The sequence below is a fragment of the Pseudomonas sp. Marseille-Q5299 genome, assembly GCF_943737035.1.
Taxonomy (GTDB): domain Bacteria; phylum Pseudomonadota; class Gammaproteobacteria; order Pseudomonadales; family Pseudomonadaceae; genus Aquipseudomonas; species Aquipseudomonas putida_E.
Map to the genome: position 1 here is coordinate 726379 of NZ_CALSFR010000003.1, position 16694 is coordinate 743072.

Consider the following 16694-nt stretch of genomic DNA (forward strand, 5'->3'; position numbering starts at 1 on the left):
TTGTGTCGCGAAACGAGGGCAAAGCCCTCGCCTGCGCTTTTGAATCAGGAACTGCCCATGCCCCGCTTAAACCACCTGCTGCCCTTCTTGACCTGGCTGCCCCGTCAATCGGGCCGCAGCCTGCGCGAGGACCTGCTGGTCGGCCTGAGCGGTGCCATCCTTGCCCTGCCGCAATCGATCGCCTACGCCCTGATCGCCGGCCTGCCTGCCGAATACGGTCTTTATGCGGCCATCGTGCCGGTACTGGTCGCCTGCCTGTGGGGCTCGTCCTGGTACCTGATTTGCGGGCCGACCGCCGCCATCTCCATCGTCCTTTACGCCAGCATCAGCCCCTTGGCGGTGGCCGGTAGTGCCGATTACGTGACCCTCGTGCTGCTGCTGACCTTCCTCGCTGGCATCTTCCAGTTGCTGCTCGGGCTGCTGCGCTTCGGCGCACTGGTCAACTTCGTTTCCCATTCGGTGGTGCTTGGCTTCACCCTGGGCGCCGCCATCGTCATTGCCCTCGGCCAGTTACCCAACCTGCTGGGTATGGATTTGCCGAGCCAGGCCACGGCGTTTAAAACAGTACAAGACCTGGCAAGCCATGCTGGTGAGGTCGACTTGCCGTCCCTGATACTGGGCTTGAGCACCGTCCTTGTCGGTGTGGCCTTCAAACTTTGGCGGCCACGCTGGCCGAGCCTGTTGATAAGCCTCATCGTAATCAGCCTGGTGGCCTGGTCGCTGCCTGGTTTCTTTGGCCATGTACCGCGGGTGCCAGCGTTCACCGGCCAGCTCCCCCCACTCAGCCCACTGCCGCTACTGGATGTGGAGCTGATACTGCGCCTGCTGCCCAGTGCCGTAGCGGTGGGCATGCTGGGCCTGGTAACCAGCCTGTCGATTGCCCGTTCGCTGTCGGCACGCTCCGAACAGCTGATCGACGCCGACCAGGAAATCCGCGCCCAAGGTATGTCGAACATCGTCGGTTCATTCTTTTCAGGCTACCTGTCTTCTGGCTCCTTCACCCGCTCTGGGCTTAGCTACGACGCTGGCGCCCGTTCGCCCATGGCCGGGGTGTTCTCGGCGCTTTGGGTGGCGCTGTTCGCCGTCACCGGTGCAGGGTTGATCGCACACCTGCCGATACCGGCCATGGCCGGCAGTATCCTGCTGATCTGCTGGGGCCTGGTGGACCACCGGGGCATCCGTGCGCTGTTCAGGGTCAGCCGGTCGGAGTTCCTGGTTATGGCCCTGACCGCTGCAGCAACCTTGCTGCTGGAGCTGCAGACAGCGATTTATGCCGGTGTGCTGGCTTCGCTGTTCTTCTACCTCAAGCGCACTTCACGGCCACGCGTACAGCAGAGCCGCGAAGGGCAGGCCGACGTGCTGCGGGTGGGCGGGTCGATCTTCTTCGGTGCGGCGCACTACCTGCAGGTGCGCCTGCAGCGTTGCCAGGGCCCGCATGTGGTGATCGATGCACGCCAGGTGAATTTCATCGATTACTCGGGTGTGGACATGTTGCACCGCGAGGCACGGCGGTTGCGCCGGGCCGGAGGGAGCCTGACCTTGCTTCGGGCAAGGCCGCAGGTGGTCGAGGAATTGCAGAAGCTGGAAGGGGTGGAGCTTTGCCCCATCCAATTTGCGGAGTGATCGTCGGGGCTGCTTGCCAAGGCCTGAGGCCGGCGCTGTACCTGTAGGGGCTGGCTTGCCGGCGATGGGCCGCAAAGCGGCCCCATAAATCTCAGCCCCGAGCGAGCTGCCGGCGTAACTCAGCCAGCACCGGCGCCGTTTCCGGACGTACCCCACGCCAGATGAAGAACGCCTCCGCCGCCTGCTCTGCCAACATGCCCAGCCCATCCAGCACCTTGGCCGCCCCCAGCTTGCTGGCCCACTGGCAGAATGGCGTCGGCTCCTTGCCATACATCATGTCGTAGCACACGGTGCGCCCGGCCTCGACCAGGCTGTCGGCAATCGGCGGCAGCTCGCCGGACAGGCTCGCCGACGTGGCGTTGATGATCACGTCCACCGGCTCGTGCAGCCAGGCGAAACCGCTGGCCATCACCGGCCCCATCTCATCGAACTCGCGTGCCAGCTGCTCGGCCTTTTCCAGTGTGCGGTTGGCAATTACCAAGGACTGAGGGTCATGCGCCAGGATCGGCTCCAGCACGCCGCGCACTGCGCCCCCGGCGCCAAGGATCAGAATACGTTTGCCAGTCAGTTCAACCCCGGCATTCACTGTAAGGTCGCGCACAAGGCCCGCGCCATCAGTGTTATCGCCCCGCAGCGAGCCATCGGCCAGCTTGCTCAAGGTGTTCACCGCCCCGGCCCGTTGGGCGCGCGGGGTGAGGCTGTCACACAGGCGGTAGGCCTCTTCCTTGAATGGCACGGTCACGTTGGCGCCACTGCCTTGCTTGAAAAAGCCCCGGGCGCAGTCGCTGAACTCGTCAAGCGGCGCCAGCAGGGTGGCGTACTCCAGGTCCTGGCCGGTCTGTTCGGCGAACAGGCGGTGAATCAACGGCGACTTGCTGTGGCCGATTGGGTTACCAAATACGACGTACTGGTCCATGAGGGCTCCTCGGTTATCCACAAGCTTACTGTGCAAGCCAATCGCGGTCTTGCAGGAAGTACTCGGTCAGGCGCGCTTCTTCGCTGCCAGGTACGGCCTTCCAGTCGTAGCCCCAGCGCACTTGCGGCGGCAGCGACATCAGGATCGACTCGGTACGGCCACCGGACTGCAGGCCGAAGAGGGTGCCACGGTCATACACCAGGTTGAACTCCACATAGCGCCCGCGGCGGTACTCCTGGAACTCGCGCTGCTCAGCGGTATAGGGCGTGTCCTTGCGGCGCTGGACGATCGGCAGGTAGGCGTCGACGTAGGCATCGCCGATGGCGCGGATGAAGGCGAAGCAGGTATCGAAGCCCCACTCGTTCAAGTCATCGAAGAACAGCCCGCCGATACCGCGCGGCTCGCCACGGTGCTTGATGTGGAAGTAACGGTCGCACCAGGCCTTGTAGCGCGGGTACACGTCGGCGCCGAACGGCGCGCAGGCCTGCTCGGCCACACGGTGCCAGTGGATGCAGTCTTCCTCGTTGCCGTAGTAGGGGGTCAGGTCGAAGCCGCCGCCAAACCACCACACAGCCTCTTCACCTTCTTTTTCGGCGATGAAGAAACGCACGTTGGCGTGGGAAGTCGGCACGTGCGGGTTATGCGGGTGGATCACCAGCGACACGCCCAAGGCCTCGAAGCCACGGCCTGCCAGCTCGGGGCGGTGGGCGCTGGCCGACGGAGGCAGGCCGCTACCGAACACGTGGGAGAAGTTGACGCCGCCTTTCTCGATCAGCTTGCCGTCGCCGATCACCCGCGTGCGGCCCCCGCCACCGGCTTCGCGCACCCAGGCATCCTCGACGAAGCGGGCGCCCCCGTCCTCGGTTTCGAGGGCAGAGCAGATGCGGTCTTGCAGGTCGAGCAGGTAGGCTTTCACGGCCTCGGTGCGGCTAGTCATCGGGTCACCAGGAACGGGCAGGGAAGAATTCGCCGCGTAGCATACCACCGGCAGCTGGCGCGCCGCAGTTGACGGCGATCAAGCAAAGGCGTCCGATAGAAGGCCTTTCCCGATCCCGACAACAGGAGTGCGAGATGGCCAAGCGTATCCAGTTCAGCCAGCATGGCGGCCCGGAAGTATTGCAGCTGGTGGAGTTCGACCCGGCACCGCCCGGGGCGCAGCAGGTTCGAGTGCGTAACCATGCGATCGGCTTGAACTTCATCGACACCTATTTCCGCAGCGGGCTGTATGCCCCGCCTGCGCTGCCTTCAGGCCTGGGCACCGAGGGTGCCGGGGTAGTCGAGGCGGTAGGTGAGGGCGTCACCCGCCTGAAAGTGGGCGACCGCGTGGCCTATGGCGGCGGCCCGCTGGGTGCCTACAGCGAGGTGCACACCTTGCCGGAGGCCAACCTGGTCAAGCTGCCCGACAACATCAGCTTCGAGCAGGCGGCGGCGGTGATGCTCAAGGGCCTGACCGTGCAGTACCTGCTCAAGCAGACCTACGCCGTGCAGCCGGGCGAGGTGATCCTGTTCCACGCCGCCGCCGGGGGCGTCGGCTCGCTCGCGTGCCAATGGGCCAAGGCGCTGGGGGCCAAGCTGATCGGTACCGTCAGTTCGGCCGAGAAAGCAGAGCGGGCCAAGGCACTGGGCGCCTGGGAGACCATCGACTACAGCCGCGAGGATGTGGCCAAGCGGGTGCTGGAGCTGACCGATGGCAAAAAGTGCCCGGTGGTGTATGACGGCGTGGGTGCCGACACCTGGCTGACCTCGCTGGACTGCCTGCAACCGCGCGGCTTGATGGTGAGCTTTGGCAATGCGTCGGGCGCCGTGAGCGGGGTGAACCTGGGGATCCTGGCGCAGAAAGGGTCGTTGTATGTCACACGGCCGACCTTGGCCAGTTATGCCAACAATGCCGAGAACACCCAGGCCATGGCGGATGACCTGTTTGCGGTGATCGCAAGTGGCAAGGTGGTTGTGGATATCCAGCAGCGGTATCCGTTGAGCGAGGCGGCCAAGGCGCAGAGCGAACTGTCGGCGCGGCGGACGGTGGGTTCGACTGTTTTGTTGCCTTGAGTGCCTGGCTTGGCGCTTTTAGAGCCTTTGAGATAGAGCGCCGTGTGGACGGCGCTCGTTCTACGCAACAATGCAAAAACCAAGGCGAGCACCTGCAAGCCTCACAGCTACCTCTGCTGCGCAGGCGCTGACTCGATACCTTCAAGCATCGCCTCTACCAACCCCTCTGCCATCTCGATCGCATGCAGGTTCGACCAGTACATGCCGCGGCCTTCTTCGCGCAGGTAATCGAGCGTCTTGTAGCCAGTCTCGTAGGCACACCGCAGGTAGAGGGCTACGTGGACCAAGGCGTCGGCGGCGGAAATGTTGGGGTTTACGCTGAACAGCGCTGAATGGCCGGCGTCGCAGCGGCCGAAGGGGCGGGTGGAAGTGCAGGGAAGTGGTGGATCGGGCACTAGCTTTTTCATGATTAGCTCCAGAGATTGAAGCTGACATCCATCCGTTACCACACGGATTAGGTGGCAGCTGTACGCGGGGTGGTAAACCGGGCTGGAGCATTCCCCGGCAGGCAAACGCCTCCCGCGCACAGCCGCCATAGACTGTGACTCCAGACCACCCGGGTTACCACACCCGATCGCCAAGTTGTTCAGCGACGGTCTGAAGCCTAGAGACAAGACTTCCCACTGAGAAGGTGATGGTATTCGATGCGGGTTGTAGGAGTTTTCCCAAACTGATGTGCTGGCAGCATTCAGGGCCGCTTTGCGGCCCATTCGCCGGCAAGCCGGCTTACACGCAACCCCTGTGGGAGCCGGCTTGCCGGCGATTCGAGGGCGCAGCCCTCGCCAGCGTCAACCCGGGCGAACGATCTCGCCCGTGGCCAGGTTACGAGTCACACTCGGATTCTTCCGCCCGCCCAGCGCCCCACCCAGCACCATGTCCAGGTCACCATGGAAATACTGCTCCACTCGCAACCGGCTCTTCGCCGCCGGGCGCCCGCCCGGGTTGCAAGAAGTGGAAATCAACGGCCCGACCAGCGCGCACAGCTCGCGCACCTGCGGGTGATCACTGACCCGCAGTGCCACCGTGTCATGCTGCCCCGTCACCCACTCCGGCAACAGGTCCTGGTGCGGCACCAGCCAGGTATTGGGCCCAGGCCAGGTGCTGCCCATGCGGTCGATCCAGTCCTCTGGAAAATCCTCGAACAGGAAGTCGAACTGGCGGATGTTGTCGGCGACCAGGATCAGCCCTTTATCCACAGGCCGCGACTTGAGCGCCAGCAAGCGATACACCGCATCCTCGTTCCATGGGTCGCAGCCCAGGCCCCAGACCGCTTCAGTCGGGTAGGCGATCACCGCACCGGCCCGAATCTCACGCGCGGCTTGTTGCACACGCCAACTGCTCACCATTTGTGTCTCTCCGCATTTAAGCCATGCGCGCAGTTTACTTAGCCAGCGCGGGCAAACCAACGCCCGGCTTCATTGGTCACCCGGCCCTCGAGCTCCAGCTCGGTCAATTGCGCCAGTACTTGCGCCAGGGGCAGCTCGCTACAAGCAGCCAGTGCCTCGCTGGTCTGCGGTGCAGCATGCAGCAAGGCAAGCAATGGATGGGACGGTTTATCCACAACTGCCGGCGGCAGGTTCTGCCAACCCTGCAAGCTTTCCAGTATCTGCCCCACACTTTCAACCAGCAGTGCGCCGTCGCGAATCAACTGGTGGCAGCCTTTGGCGCCGGGGTGGTGGATCGAGCCGGGAACGGCGTAAACCTCACGGCCTTGCTCGGCGGCCAGGCGGGCTGTGATCAAAGAACCGCTGGCCAGGCTCGCCTCAACCACCAGCACGCCAAGTGACAGGCCACTGATGATGCGATTGCGTCGCGGAAAGTTACCCGGCAGCGGCCCGGCATCGAGCGGGTACTCGGAAACCAGCGTGCTACCGCTGTCGATCATCGCTTTGGCCAGGTCACGGTGGCGCTGTGGATAAAGTTTTTGCAGCCCAGTGCCTAACACACCGATCGTGCCTCCCCCGGCCTGCAATGCGGCCCGATGAGCGGCACCGTCGATGCCCAAAGCAAGCCCACTGGTGATGGTGAAGCCAGCCTGCGAGAGGTAACGGGAAAATGCCTTGGCGGTGTCGAGCGCCGGGGGTGAAGCACGCCTGCTGCCCACTATTGCCAGCTGTGGCCGTTCGAGCAAAGCCGGGTCGCCTGCGACGAAAAGCAGCGGCGGGGCATCATCGATTTCGCCCAGCAGCGCGGGGTAGCCAGGGCTGTCCCACATCAGCAAATGCTGGCCCGGATGCTCTATCCAGGCCATTGCAGCCAGCGCCCCGTCGCGTACTTCGGCACTGCGCCGGGCGTCGATGGTGGCCTGCGCAATGCCCAGCGCACGCCAGGCACCCGCCGGTGCACTGAGCGCTGAAGAAGCACTGCCAAAGGCTTGCAGCAAGGTGTGAAAACGACGCAATCCCGTCTCGGGCAGGCGGTGTAGACGTAACCGCGCTTCCAGTTCGGCAGGCGGGCAAAGCGACGAATGGTTGAACGGCATAGAGATCATCCTTGATCGAAACAGGGCCATTTACGTGGCACAACCTGTGGATAAGTTTGTGGGTAACACTTTGAAAAGCTGTCCATTAAATGGACGCTATCAAGCCCATAAACACCCTAGACGAGCTTGCCAGGTGCCGAAATCGTCGATTCCCTTTATTATGTATGCTCAGTTTTCAACCGAACGCACAGTGATTGCCTGACCCTATGGCCATTTTGAACATTCTCGAATTCCCAGACCCGCGCCTGCGCACCATCGCCAAACCGGTGACGGAGTTCGACGACGCCCTGCGCCAGCTGATCGACGACATGTTTGAAACCATGTACGAAGCGCCTGGCATCGGCCTGGCTGCCACCCAGGTCAACGTCCACAAACAGATTGTGGTCATGGACCTGAGCGAAGACCGCAGCGAGCCGCGGGTCTTCATCAACCCGTCGGTCGAAGAGCTGACCCACGACATGGGCCAGTACCAGGAAGGCTGCCTGTCGGTGCCGGGCTTCTACGAGAACGTCGACCGTCCGCTGCGTGTGCGCGTCAAGGCGCAGGACCGTGACGGCAAGCCTTTCGAGCTCGAAGCCGAAGGCCTGCTGGCGGTATGCGTGCAGCACGAGTTCGATCACCTCAACGGCAAGCTGTTCGTCGACTACCTGTCGCAGCTCAAGCGCGACCGGATCAAGAAGAAGCTGGAAAAGCAGCACCGCCAGCAAGCCTGATCCCACCTTCCAGAAGGCTTGCTCCGGCAAGCCTTTTTCTTTTTTGAAGCGAGACCTCCATGCGCATCGTCTTTGCAGGCACTCCAGAGTTTGCCGCCGAACACCTCAAGGCCCTGCTCGACAGCCCCTACGAGATCGTGGCCGTCTACACCCAGCCCGACCGCCCGGCCGGCCGTGGCCAGAAGCTGATGCCAAGCGCGGTCAAAGCGCTGGCGGTGGCCCATGACATCCCGGTGTTCCAGCCGCCAACCCTGCGCAATGAAGATGCACAGGCGGAACTCGCCGCGCTCAAGCCGGACCTGATGGTAGTGGTCGCCTATGGCCTGATCTTGCCCCAGGTGGTGCTGGACATCCCACGCCTGGGCTGCATCAACAGCCACGCCTCCCTGCTGCCACGCTGGCGCGGCGCGGCGCCGATCCAGCGCGCCGTGGAAGCCGGCGACGCCGAGAGCGGCGTGACCGTGATGCGCATGGAAGCAGGCCTGGACACTGGCCCGATGCTGCTCAAGGTCGTCACACCAATCAGTGCCGAAGACACCGGCGGCAGCCTGCACGATCGCCTCGCCGCCATGGGCCCGCCAGCCGTGGTGCAAGCCATCGCCGGGCTGGCCGACGGCAGCCTGCAAGGCGAGGTGCAGGACGACGCCCTGGCCACGTATGCGCACAAGCTGAACAAAGACGAGGCACGCATCGACTGGAGCCGCCCGGCTGTGGAGCTGGAGCGCCTGATCCGCGCCTTCAACCCTTGGCCGGTGTGCCACAGCACTCTGGATGGCGAAAGCGTGAAGGTGCTGGCCGCCAGATTGTCCACAGGTGAAGGCGCCCCTGGCGAGATCCTGTCAGCCAGCAAAGACGGCCTCGTGGTCGCCTGCGGTGACCAGGCCTTGAGCCTTACCCGCCTGCAATTGCCTGGCGGCAAGGCCCTGGCCTTCAGCGACCTGTTCAATAGCCGCCGCGAGAAGTTCGCCACCGGCAAGGTGCTTGGCCAATGAACCCACGCCTCGCCGCCGCCCGTGCCTTGGCCGCTGTGCTCAGTGGCAAGGCCTCGCTGAACAGTTCGCTGCCAGCGCAACTGGACAAGGTCGAGGACCGCGACCGCGGCCTGACCCAGGACCTGGCGTTCGGTACCGCCCGCTGGCAGCCACGCCTGGACCTGCTCGCAGCCCAGTTGCTGCAGAAGCCGTTCAAGGCCGCTGATGCCGATGTGCAGGCACTGCTGCTGGTAGGCCTGTACCAGTTGTTCTACACGCGCATCCCGGCCCACGCCGCCATCGGCGAGACGGTCGGTTGCGCCGACAAACTGAAAAAACCGTGGGCCAAGGGCCTGCTCAACGCCGTGCTGCGCCGCGCCCAACGTGAAGGCGAGGCGCTGCTCGCCGGCATGGAACGCGACCCTGTTGTACGCACCGCCCACCCACGCTGGCTGCAGAAAGCCCTCAAGGCGTTCTGGCCCGAGCAGTGGGAAGCCATTTGCGCGGCCAACAACGCTCACCCGCCAATGATCCTGCGGGTCAACCGCCGCCACCACAGCCGCGATGGCTACCTTGCCCTGCTGACCGAAACCGGCGTTGGCGCCAGCGCCTGCCAGTTCAGCCGCGACGGCATTGTGCTGACTGAGGCCTGCGACGTGCGCAGCCTGCCGGGCTTTGCCGAGGGCTGGGTGAGCGTTCAGGACGAAGCCGCGCAGCTGTCGGCCGACCTGCTTGAACTGGCCCCCGGCCAGCGCGTGCTCGATGCCTGCTGCGCCCCAGGCGGCAAGACGTGCCACCTGCTCGAGGCAGAAGCGGGCCTTGCGCACCTGGTGGCCATCGACCTGGAAGCCAAGCGCCTGACCCGCGTGCGTGAGAACCTCGACCGCCTGCAACTGGACGCCGAACTGGTCGCCTGCGACGCCCGTGACACCGCCAGCTGGTGGGACGGCAAGCCGTTCCAGCGCATCCTGCTCGACGCGCCCTGCTCGGCTACCGGCGTCATTCGCCGCCACCCGGACATCAAGCTGACTCGCCAGGCTGACGACATTCCGGCGCTGGCCGCGCTGCAGGGCGAGTTGCTCGATGCCCTGTGGCCGACCCTGGAAGTCGGCGGCATGCTGCTGTACGCCACTTGCTCCAGCCTGCCGACCGAGAATACCGAAGTGATCGAGGCCTTCCTTGCCCGCACGCCGGGCGCCCGTGAGCTGGACCTGGCCACAGAAGCTGGTATCCGCCAGCCCCATGGCCGCCAGCTGCTGGCCCAGGAAGGCGGCCATGACGGTTTCTACTATGCCAAGCTGATCAAGATCGCCGCCTCGCGCGGTTAAGAAAAAAGGTTAGGGAGTAGCGGATGAAGATCATCATCCTTGGCGCAGGCCAGGTAGGCGGTACGCTGGCAGAGCATCTGGCCAGCGAAGCCAACGACATTACTGTGGTCGATACCGACGGCGACCGCCTGCGTGACCTGGGCGACCGCTTGGATATCCGCACCGTGCAAGGCCGCGGCTCGCTCCCGACGGTCCTGCGCCAGGCCGGTGCCGATGACGCTGACATGCTGGTGGCGGTGACCAACAGCGACGAAACCAACATGGTCGCCTGCCAGGTCGCCTATTCGCTGTTCCACACGCCCACCAAGATCGCCCGGGTGCGTGAATCGGCCTACCTCACCCGCGAAGAGCTGTTCGACAACGACCACATCCCGGTGGACGTGCTGATCAGCCCCGAGCAGGTCGTGACCAACTACATCAAGCGGCTCATCGAACACCCAGGTTCGCTGCAGGTGATCGACTTTGCCGAGGGCAAGGCGCAACTGGTGGCGGTCAAGGCCTATTACGGCGGCCCATTGGTGGGCCAGCAGCTGCGCCAGATCCGCGCGCACATGCCCAACGTCGATACCCGCGTGGCCGCGATCTTCCGCCGTGACCGGCCGATCACCCCGCGGGGCGACACCGTGATCGAGGCCGATGACGAGGTGTTCTTCATCGCCGCGAAGAAAGACATCCGCGCCGTGATGGGCGAGCTACGCCGCATCGACGAGACCAACAAGCGTGTGGTCATCGCCGGGGGCGGGCAGATCGGCGAACGCCTGGCCGAGGCCATCGAAAGCCGCTACCAGGTGAAGATCATCGAGATGAGCGCGGCCCGTTGCCGGCACCTCTCCGACACCCTGGAAAGCACCGTGGTGCTGCAGGGCAGCGCCTCGGACAAGGACCTGATGCTCGAAGAGAACATTGCCGATGCCGACATCTTCCTGGCCCTGACCAATGATGACGAGGCGAACATCATGTCGTCACTGCTGGCCAAGCGCCTGGGCGCGGGCAAGGTAATGACGATCATCAACAACCCGGCCTACGTAGACCTCGTGCAAGGCGGCGAAATCGATATCGCCATCAGCCCCCAGCTGGCAACCATCGGTACCTTGCTGGCGCATGTGCGCCGTGGCGATATCGTCAGCGTGCACTCCCTGCGCCGCGGTGCGGCAGAGGCCATCGAGGCGGTGGCCCATGGCGACTCGAAATCGAGCAAGGTGATCGGCAAGGCCATCGAAGATATCGCCTTGCCGCCGGGCACCACCATTGGCGCGATCATCCGCGACGAGCAGGTGCTGATCGCCCACGACGACACAGTGATCGAGTCGGGTGACCACGTGATCCTGTTCGTTGTGGATAAAAAGCACATTCGCGACGTGGAGAAGCTGTTCCACGTCGGCTTGAGTTTCTTCTAGGGGGGGCGGGCATGCGCGAATCGCTGGAGAAAATGCTGGCCAAGGGTGTGGATAACCCGCTGCTGCGGTTCGGCCTGGGCAAGGCTTGGCTGGACGAGGGCAACGGCGCCGAAGCGGCAGTGCACCTGGCCCGTTGCGTGGCCCAGGACCCCAAATATTCGGCAGCGTGGAAGCTGCTCGGCAAGGCGTATCAACTGCAGGGCGACCTGACGGCGGCGCGCAAGGCCTGGGAAGACGGGATCGTGGCGGCGCAGGCCCATGGGGACAAGCAGGCCGAGAAAGAGATGGCGGTGTTTCTCAAGAAGCTGAATAAAGCCTGAAATGCCGGGACTGCTTTGCAGCCCATCGCCGGCAAGCCGGCTCCCACAAGTACAGTGCAGGCCTCAAGAACTGCGCGTTCCCTGTGGGAGCCGGCTTGCCGGCGATAGGGCCGGTAAATCCGATGCAAGACTCAAAGGAAAGCCCCGCAAAGGTAATCCTGGCTAGAAAGTTCGCACGAGCGGCATTCGCCCTGATGAAAAATCAGGACGAATAGGTCACCAAAGGCGCGAAAATGGCTTGCTGATAACCATAGAATCTCCCACTGGGTTTGCGCTGAGTTTGAGAGCAGCGGGGTAGCTGTGGGGAAAGGGGCGCAAGGCGCCCCCAAAATCTCAGTACCAGCGCGCCTCGCCAGGCGGGCGCTTCTTGAAGCGCTTCATGCTCCACATGTACTGGCTCGGGTATTCGCGCACATAACGCTCGACCACCTTGCTCATGGCCGCCGCCGACACGTTCACATCCGTGCTGTACATTTCTTCTGGCGCAGCTTCGAGAAACACCTTGAAGCCCGAGCCATCCGGCAAGCGCAGGGCATGCAGGAACACCCCCACCGCCTTGCCACCGGCCAGCATGTTCGGCACGAACTTGCTGGTCAGCGCCTGGGTGCCCAGGAACGGCACGAATACACCGGCCGATTCCGCCGGCTCCGGGTCGGCGGGAATCCCCACCTGCCCACCGCGGCGCACTTCCTTGATCACGCTGAGGATGCCTTCCTTGGTCGAAGGCGCCACACGGTTGCCCATCTGCACCCGCTGCTCACGCAGCAGGTCATCCACGGCCTTGAGCTTCGGCGGGCGGTAGAAGATGATCGGTTTGCACTGGTTGCAGTAGAAGTGGTTGAGCACTTCCCAATTACCCAGGTGGCTGGTGATGCCGACCACACCCTTGCCTGAGGCCAGGGCCTGCTCCAGCACTTCCAGGCCGTGCACTTCCTTGACCAGCTCAAGCGAACGCTGTGGCGGCCAGATCCAGGCACAGGCACTTTCGACAAAGGATTTGCCAATGTCTCTCAGCGCACGGCCGACCAGCTGCTCGCGCTCGACCGGATCCATCTCAGGGAAGCACTTGGCAAGGTTGATGCGCACGACATTGCGCGAACCGTTGGGGACTTTCCACATCAGCCAGCCGATCCCGGCACCGACGCGCTGTACCGCGCCCCAGGGCAGCTTGGCAAACAGACGCAGCACCCCGACCATCAGGGCGCCCTTGAACTTTTCCACAGGCCAATTCCTTATTTCAGCAAGGCGCGCATTGTAACCCCTCAGCGCAGCAAGGCGGCGTAACGATCACAATCGGTGGTGTGGTCCATGACCATGCCGGTAGCCTGCATGAAGGCGTAGCAGATGGTCGGGCCAACGAATGTAAAGCCGGCTTTCTGCAACGCCTTGCTCATCGCCTTGGCCTCGTCGGTGACCGCCGGCACTTCGCTTCGGGCACTGAAATGGTTGATCTTCGGCTCGCCGCCGACGAACGACCAGAGCCATTCGGCCGGGTTATCCACAGCCAGCCAGGCCTGGGCATTGCGCCGGACAGCCTTGAGCTTGAGGCGGTTGCGGATGATGCCGGCATCGAGCATCAGCTCCTCGATGCGCTCATCGCTCATCTGCGAAAGCTTCACCGGGTCGAAGCCATGCAGCACCTCGCGATAGCGTTCGCGTTTACGCAAGACGGTGATCCATGAAAGCCCGGCCTGGAACCCTTCGAGCAAAAGCATCTCGAACAGCAACGCCGGATCACGCTGCGGTGTTCCCCATTCCTGGTCGTGATAGGCCTGGTACAACGGATCGTCGGTACACCAAAAGCAGCGTGGCATAAGGCTCCAATGAGTAGAGGGCGAGGCGAATCAGGTTATACTCCCGCTCTTTACATCCGCATCCCCAGATACAGGTGAATTTCGTGAGCCAGCCTACGCCAGCCGTGCGTACCTTCCAAGACCTGATCCTCGCCCTGCAGAACTACTGGGCAGCTCAAGGTTGTGTGGTGCTTCAGCCCTACGATATGGAAGTAGGCGCCGGCACTTTCCATACCGCTACATTCCTGCGCGCCGTCGGCCCGGAAACCTGGAACGCCGCCTACGTGCAGCCCAGCCGTCGCCCTGCCGACGGGCGGTATGGCGAAAACCCCAACCGCCTGCAGCACTACTACCAGTTCCAGGTGGTGCTCAAGCCCAACCCGGCCAACTTCCAGGAGCTGTACCTCGGCTCGCTGAAAGCCATCGGCCTGGATCCGCTGGTCCACGATATCCGCTTCGTCGAGGACAACTGGGAATCGCCGACCCTGGGCGCTTGGGGCCTGGGTTGGGAAATCTGGCTCAACGGCATGGAAGTGACCCAGTTCACCTACTTCCAGCAAGTAGGCGGCATCGAGTGCTACCCGGTCACCGGTGAAATCACCTACGGCCTGGAGCGCCTGGCCATGTACATCCAGGGTGTCGACTCGGTGTACGACCTGGTCTGGGCCGACGGCCCGTTCGGCAAGGTCACCTACGGCGATGTGTTCCACCAGAACGAAGTGGAACAGTCGACCTACAACTTCGAGCACGCCAACGTCGAGAAACTGTTCGAGCTGTTCGACTTCTACGAAAGCGAAGCCAACCGCCTGATCAAGCTGGACCTGCCGCTGCCGACCTATGAAATGGTGCTCAAGGCCTCGCACACCTTCAACCTGCTCGACGCCCGTCGCGCCATCTCGGTGACCGAGCGCCAGCGTTACATCCTGCGTGTGCGTACCCTGGCCCGGGACGTGGCGCAAAGCTATCTGCAAGCCCGTGCACGCCTGGGCTTCCCGATGGCTACCCCTGAACTGCGTGACGAAGTGTTGGCGAAGCTGGAGGCTGCACAATGAGTGCTCAAGATTTCCTGGTAGAACTGGGCACCGAAGAGCTGCCACCCAAAGCCCTGGCCACCCTTGGTGACGCCTTCCTGGCCGGCATCGAAAAAGGCCTGCAGGCCGCCGGCCTGAACTACACCGGCAAACAGGTGTACGCCGCGCCGCGTCGTCTGGCCGTGCTGATTCGCCAGCTGGATGTACAGCAGCCTGACCGCAGCATCAATATCGACGGCCCGCCCCTGCAGGCTGCCTTCAAGGACGGCGAGCCGACCCAGGCTGCCTTGGGCTTTGCCAAAAAGTGCGGGGTAGGGCTGTCGGAAATCGACCAGAGCGGCGCCAAGCTGCGCTTCTCCCAGCATATCCCGGGCAAGGCCACCGCCAGCCTGCTGCCGACCATCGTCGAAGATTCGCTCAACGACCTGCCGATCCCCAAGCGCATGCGCTGGGCCGCCAGCCGTGAAGAGTTCGTGCGCCCGACCCAGTGGCTGGTGATGCTGCTGGGCGATCAGGTCGTCGACTGCACCATCCTGTCGCAGCAGGCCGGCCGTGAATCCCGTGGGCACCGCTTCCACCATCCGCAGAACGTGGTCATCACCACCCCGGCCAACTACGTCGAAGACCTGCGCAAAGCCTACGTGCTGGCCGACTTCGCCGAACGCCGCGAGCTGATTGCCAAGCGCACCACCGAACTGGCCATGCAGCAGGAAGGCACTGCCATCGTACCGCCAGCGCTGCTGGATGAGGTGACTGCGCTGGTCGAGTGGCCGGTACCGCTGGTGTGCTCGTTCGAGGAGCGTTTCCTCGAGGTGCCGCAGGAAGCCTTGATCACCACCATGCAGGACAACCAGAAGTACTTCTGCCTGCTGGACAGCGAAGGCAAGCTGCTGCCGCGCTTCATCACCGTGGCCAACGTCGAAAGCCGTGACCCCAAGCAGATCGTCTCGGGTAACGAGAAGGTCGTGCGCCCGCGCCTGACCGACGCCGAGTTCTTCTTCAAGCAGGACAAGAAGCAGCCGCTCGAAACCTTCAACGAACGCCTGAAGAACGTAGTCTTCCAGGCGCAGTTGGGCACCGTCTACGACAAGGCCGAGCGCGTCTCCCGGCTTGCCGCGTACATTGCCCCGCTGATCGGCGGCGACGCCCAGCGCGCCGGCCGTGCCGGGCTGCTGTCCAAGTGCGACCTGGCCACCGAAATGGTCGGCGAATTCCCAGAGATGCAGGGCGTTGCCGGTTACTACTACGCGCTCAACGACGGCGAACCGCAAGACGTGGCCCTGGCGCTGAACGAGCAGTACATGCCGCGCGGTGCTGGCGCCGAGCTGCCACAGACCCTGACCGGTGCTGCGGTAGCCATCGCCGACAAGCTCGACACCCTGGTCGGTATCTTCGGCATCGGCATGCTGCCCACCGGCAGCAAAGACCCATATGCCTTGCGCCGCGCCGCCCTGGGCGTGCTGCGTATCCTGATCGAGAAGCAACTGGACCTGGACCTGACCCCTGCGGTGGAGTTCGCGGTCAAGCAGTTCGGCGCCAAGGTCAAGGCCGCAGGCCTGGCCGAGCAGGTGCTGGAGTTCATCTTCGACCGCCTGCGTGCACGTTATGAAGACGAAGGCATCGACGTTGCCACCTACCTGTCGGTACGTGCCCTGAAGCCGGGTTCGGCCCTGGACTTCGACCAGCGTGTGCAGGCCGTGCAGGCCTTCCGCAAGCTGCCGGAAGCCGAGGCGCTGGCCGCAGTGAACAAGCGTGTGTCGAACCTGCTGAGCAAAGCTGAAGGCGCCATTGCCGAACAGGTCGAGCCGAAGTACTTCGACAACGCCAACGAGTTCTCGCTGTATTCGGCCATCCAGCAGGCCGACCAGGCTGTGCAACCGATGGCTGCCGCACGTCAGTACAGCGAATCGCTGGCCCGCCTGGCGGCCCTGCGTGACCCGGTCGACGCCTTCTTCGAGGCGGTGATGGTCAACGCCGAGGATGCCAAGGTCCGCGCCAACCGTTATGCCCTGCTCAGCCGCCTGCGCGGCCTGTTCCTGGGCGTTGCTGACATTTCGCTGCTGGGGTAAGC

The 16694-nt window shown here is 63.6% G+C and carries 16 protein-coding genes; 9 read left to right on the forward strand and 7 right to left on the reverse strand.

Going from position 1 to position 16694, the window contains the following annotated elements; translation table 11 throughout:
- Positions 1-57 precede the first annotated feature (57 nt).
- Positions 58-1623 (forward strand): SulP family inorganic anion transporter, encoded by a 1566-nt coding sequence (locus NGJ21_RS12045; RefSeq protein WP_237859688.1) that lies wholly within the window; start codon positions 58-60, stop codon positions 1621-1623.
- A 91-nt stretch (positions 1624-1714) separates the two neighbouring features.
- Here NGJ21_RS12045 and aroE read toward each other — a convergent pair whose 3' ends face one another.
- Positions 1715-2539 (reverse strand): shikimate dehydrogenase, encoded by an 825-nt coding sequence (aroE, locus tag NGJ21_RS12050; protein WP_046786807.1) that lies wholly within the window; start codon positions 2537-2539, stop codon positions 1715-1717.
- A 25-nt stretch (positions 2540-2564) separates the two neighbouring features.
- Complete coding sequence (gene hemF / locus NGJ21_RS12055) at positions 2565-3476, reverse strand: oxygen-dependent coproporphyrinogen oxidase (protein ID WP_046786806.1); 912 nt, start codon at positions 3474-3476, stop codon at positions 2565-2567.
- A gap of 134 nt (positions 3477-3610) precedes the next feature.
- On the opposite strand from hemF, the gene NGJ21_RS12060 reads away from it, so the two are divergent.
- Positions 3611-4588 carry an NADPH:quinone reductase gene (locus tag NGJ21_RS12060; protein WP_119688011.1) on the forward strand — a complete coding sequence of 326 codons (978 nt, stop codon included), beginning with the start codon at positions 3611-3613 and terminating at the stop codon, positions 4586-4588.
- 107 nt (positions 4589-4695) lie between these two features.
- On the opposite strand, the gene NGJ21_RS12065 is transcribed toward NGJ21_RS12060, so the two are convergent.
- The 3 genes from NGJ21_RS12065 to dprA all read right to left on the reverse strand — a co-directional run bounded on the left by NGJ21_RS12065 (position 4696) and on the right by dprA (position 7070).
- A complete protein-coding gene (locus NGJ21_RS12065) occupies positions 4696-4995 on the reverse strand; it encodes a hypothetical protein (protein ID WP_182445229.1) in 300 nt (99 codons plus the stop codon).
- A 381-nt stretch (positions 4996-5376) separates the two neighbouring features.
- Positions 5377-5934: an L-threonylcarbamoyladenylate synthase type 1 TsaC gene (tsaC, locus tag NGJ21_RS12070; protein WP_251962155.1), complete on the reverse strand. Its 558-nt coding sequence runs from the start codon at positions 5932-5934 to the stop codon at positions 5377-5379.
- Between the two features lie 38 nt (positions 5935-5972).
- Positions 5973-7070 (reverse strand): DNA-processing protein DprA, encoded by a 1098-nt coding sequence (dprA, locus tag NGJ21_RS12075; RefSeq protein WP_251962156.1) that lies wholly within the window; start codon positions 7068-7070, stop codon positions 5973-5975.
- A gap of 206 nt (positions 7071-7276) precedes the next feature.
- Here dprA and def point away from each other — a divergent pair, with 206 nt between their 5' ends.
- From def to NGJ21_RS12100, 5 genes are read left to right on the forward strand one after another with little or no spacing between them, the layout of a single operon-like run.
- Positions 7277-7783 carry a peptide deformylase gene (def, locus tag NGJ21_RS12080; RefSeq protein WP_012312039.1) on the forward strand — a complete coding sequence of 169 codons (507 nt, stop codon included), beginning with the start codon at positions 7277-7279 and terminating at the stop codon, positions 7781-7783.
- 59 nt (positions 7784-7842) lie between these two features.
- Entirely contained in the window at positions 7843-8775 is a 933-nt protein-coding gene (fmt, locus tag NGJ21_RS12085) for a methionyl-tRNA formyltransferase (RefSeq protein WP_039603240.1), read from the forward strand.
- On the forward strand, positions 8772-10082 hold the full coding sequence (rsmB, locus tag NGJ21_RS12090; RefSeq protein WP_251962157.1) for a 16S rRNA (cytosine(967)-C(5))-methyltransferase RsmB: 1311 nt from the start codon (positions 8772-8774) through the stop codon (positions 10080-10082). Before fmt ends, rsmB begins: the two co-directional genes overlap by 4 nt.
- Positions 10083-10105: 23 nt before the next feature.
- Positions 10106-11479, forward strand: a complete 1374-nt coding sequence (trkA, locus tag NGJ21_RS12095; RefSeq protein ID WP_012312036.1) for a Trk system potassium transporter TrkA — start codon at positions 10106-10108, stop codon at positions 11477-11479.
- A gap of 11 nt (positions 11480-11490) precedes the next feature.
- On the forward strand, positions 11491-11799 hold the full coding sequence (locus NGJ21_RS12100) for a tetratricopeptide repeat protein (RefSeq protein WP_204919241.1): 309 nt from the start codon (positions 11491-11493) through the stop codon (positions 11797-11799).
- A gap of 333 nt (positions 11800-12132) precedes the next feature.
- On the opposite strand, the gene NGJ21_RS12105 is transcribed toward NGJ21_RS12100, so the two are convergent.
- Positions 12133-13020: a lysophospholipid acyltransferase gene (locus NGJ21_RS12105; RefSeq protein WP_012312034.1), complete on the reverse strand. Its 888-nt coding sequence runs from the start codon at positions 13018-13020 to the stop codon at positions 12133-12135.
- 41 nt (positions 13021-13061) lie between these two features.
- Positions 13062-13613: a DNA-3-methyladenine glycosylase I gene (locus NGJ21_RS12110; protein WP_012312033.1), complete on the reverse strand. Its 552-nt coding sequence runs from the start codon at positions 13611-13613 to the stop codon at positions 13062-13064.
- 83 nt (positions 13614-13696) lie between these two features.
- Here NGJ21_RS12110 and glyQ point away from each other — a divergent pair, with 83 nt between their 5' ends.
- Both glyQ and glyS read left to right on the forward strand, forming a co-directional pair.
- Positions 13697-14644, forward strand: a complete 948-nt coding sequence (gene glyQ / locus NGJ21_RS12115) for a glycine--tRNA ligase subunit alpha (RefSeq protein WP_012312032.1) — start codon at positions 13697-13699, stop codon at positions 14642-14644.
- Entirely contained in the window at positions 14641-16692 is a 2052-nt protein-coding gene (glyS, locus tag NGJ21_RS12120; protein WP_251962158.1) for a glycine--tRNA ligase subunit beta, read from the forward strand. Before glyQ ends, glyS begins: the two co-directional genes overlap by 4 nt.
- The last annotated feature ends 2 nt before the right edge of the window (positions 16693-16694 follow it).

Coding starts and splice junctions, on each gene's coding strand:
- NGJ21_RS12045 (WP_237859688.1), top strand. CDS start 58: ATGCCCCGCTTAAACCACCTGCTGCCCTTCTTGACCTGGCTGCCCCGT.
- aroE (WP_046786807.1), bottom strand. CDS start 2,539: ATGGACCAGTACGTCGTATTTGGTAACCCAATCGGCCACAGCAAGTCG.
- hemF (WP_046786806.1), bottom strand. CDS start 3,476: ATGACTAGCCGCACCGAGGCCGTGAAAGCCTACCTGCTCGACCTGCAA.
- NGJ21_RS12060 (WP_119688011.1), top strand. CDS start 3,611: ATGGCCAAGCGTATCCAGTTCAGCCAGCATGGCGGCCCGGAAGTATTG.
- NGJ21_RS12065 (WP_182445229.1), bottom strand. CDS start 4,995: ATGAAAAAGCTAGTGCCCGATCCACCACTTCCCTGCACTTCCACCCGC.
- tsaC (WP_251962155.1), bottom strand. CDS start 5,934: ATGGTGAGCAGTTGGCGTGTGCAACAAGCCGCGCGTGAGATTCGGGCC.
- dprA (WP_251962156.1), bottom strand. CDS start 7,070: ATGCCGTTCAACCATTCGTCGCTTTGCCCGCCTGCCGAACTGGAAGCG.
- def (WP_012312039.1), top strand. CDS start 7,277: ATGGCCATTTTGAACATTCTCGAATTCCCAGACCCGCGCCTGCGCACC.
- fmt (WP_039603240.1), top strand. CDS start 7,843: ATGCGCATCGTCTTTGCAGGCACTCCAGAGTTTGCCGCCGAACACCTC.
- rsmB (WP_251962157.1), top strand. CDS start 8,772: ATGAACCCACGCCTCGCCGCCGCCCGTGCCTTGGCCGCTGTGCTCAGT.
- trkA (WP_012312036.1), top strand. CDS start 10,106: ATGAAGATCATCATCCTTGGCGCAGGCCAGGTAGGCGGTACGCTGGCA.
- NGJ21_RS12100 (WP_204919241.1), top strand. CDS start 11,491: ATGCGCGAATCGCTGGAGAAAATGCTGGCCAAGGGTGTGGATAACCCG.
- NGJ21_RS12110 (WP_012312033.1), bottom strand. CDS start 13,613: ATGCCACGCTGCTTTTGGTGTACCGACGATCCGTTGTACCAGGCCTAT.
- glyS (WP_251962158.1), top strand. CDS start 14,641: ATGAGTGCTCAAGATTTCCTGGTAGAACTGGGCACCGAAGAGCTGCCA.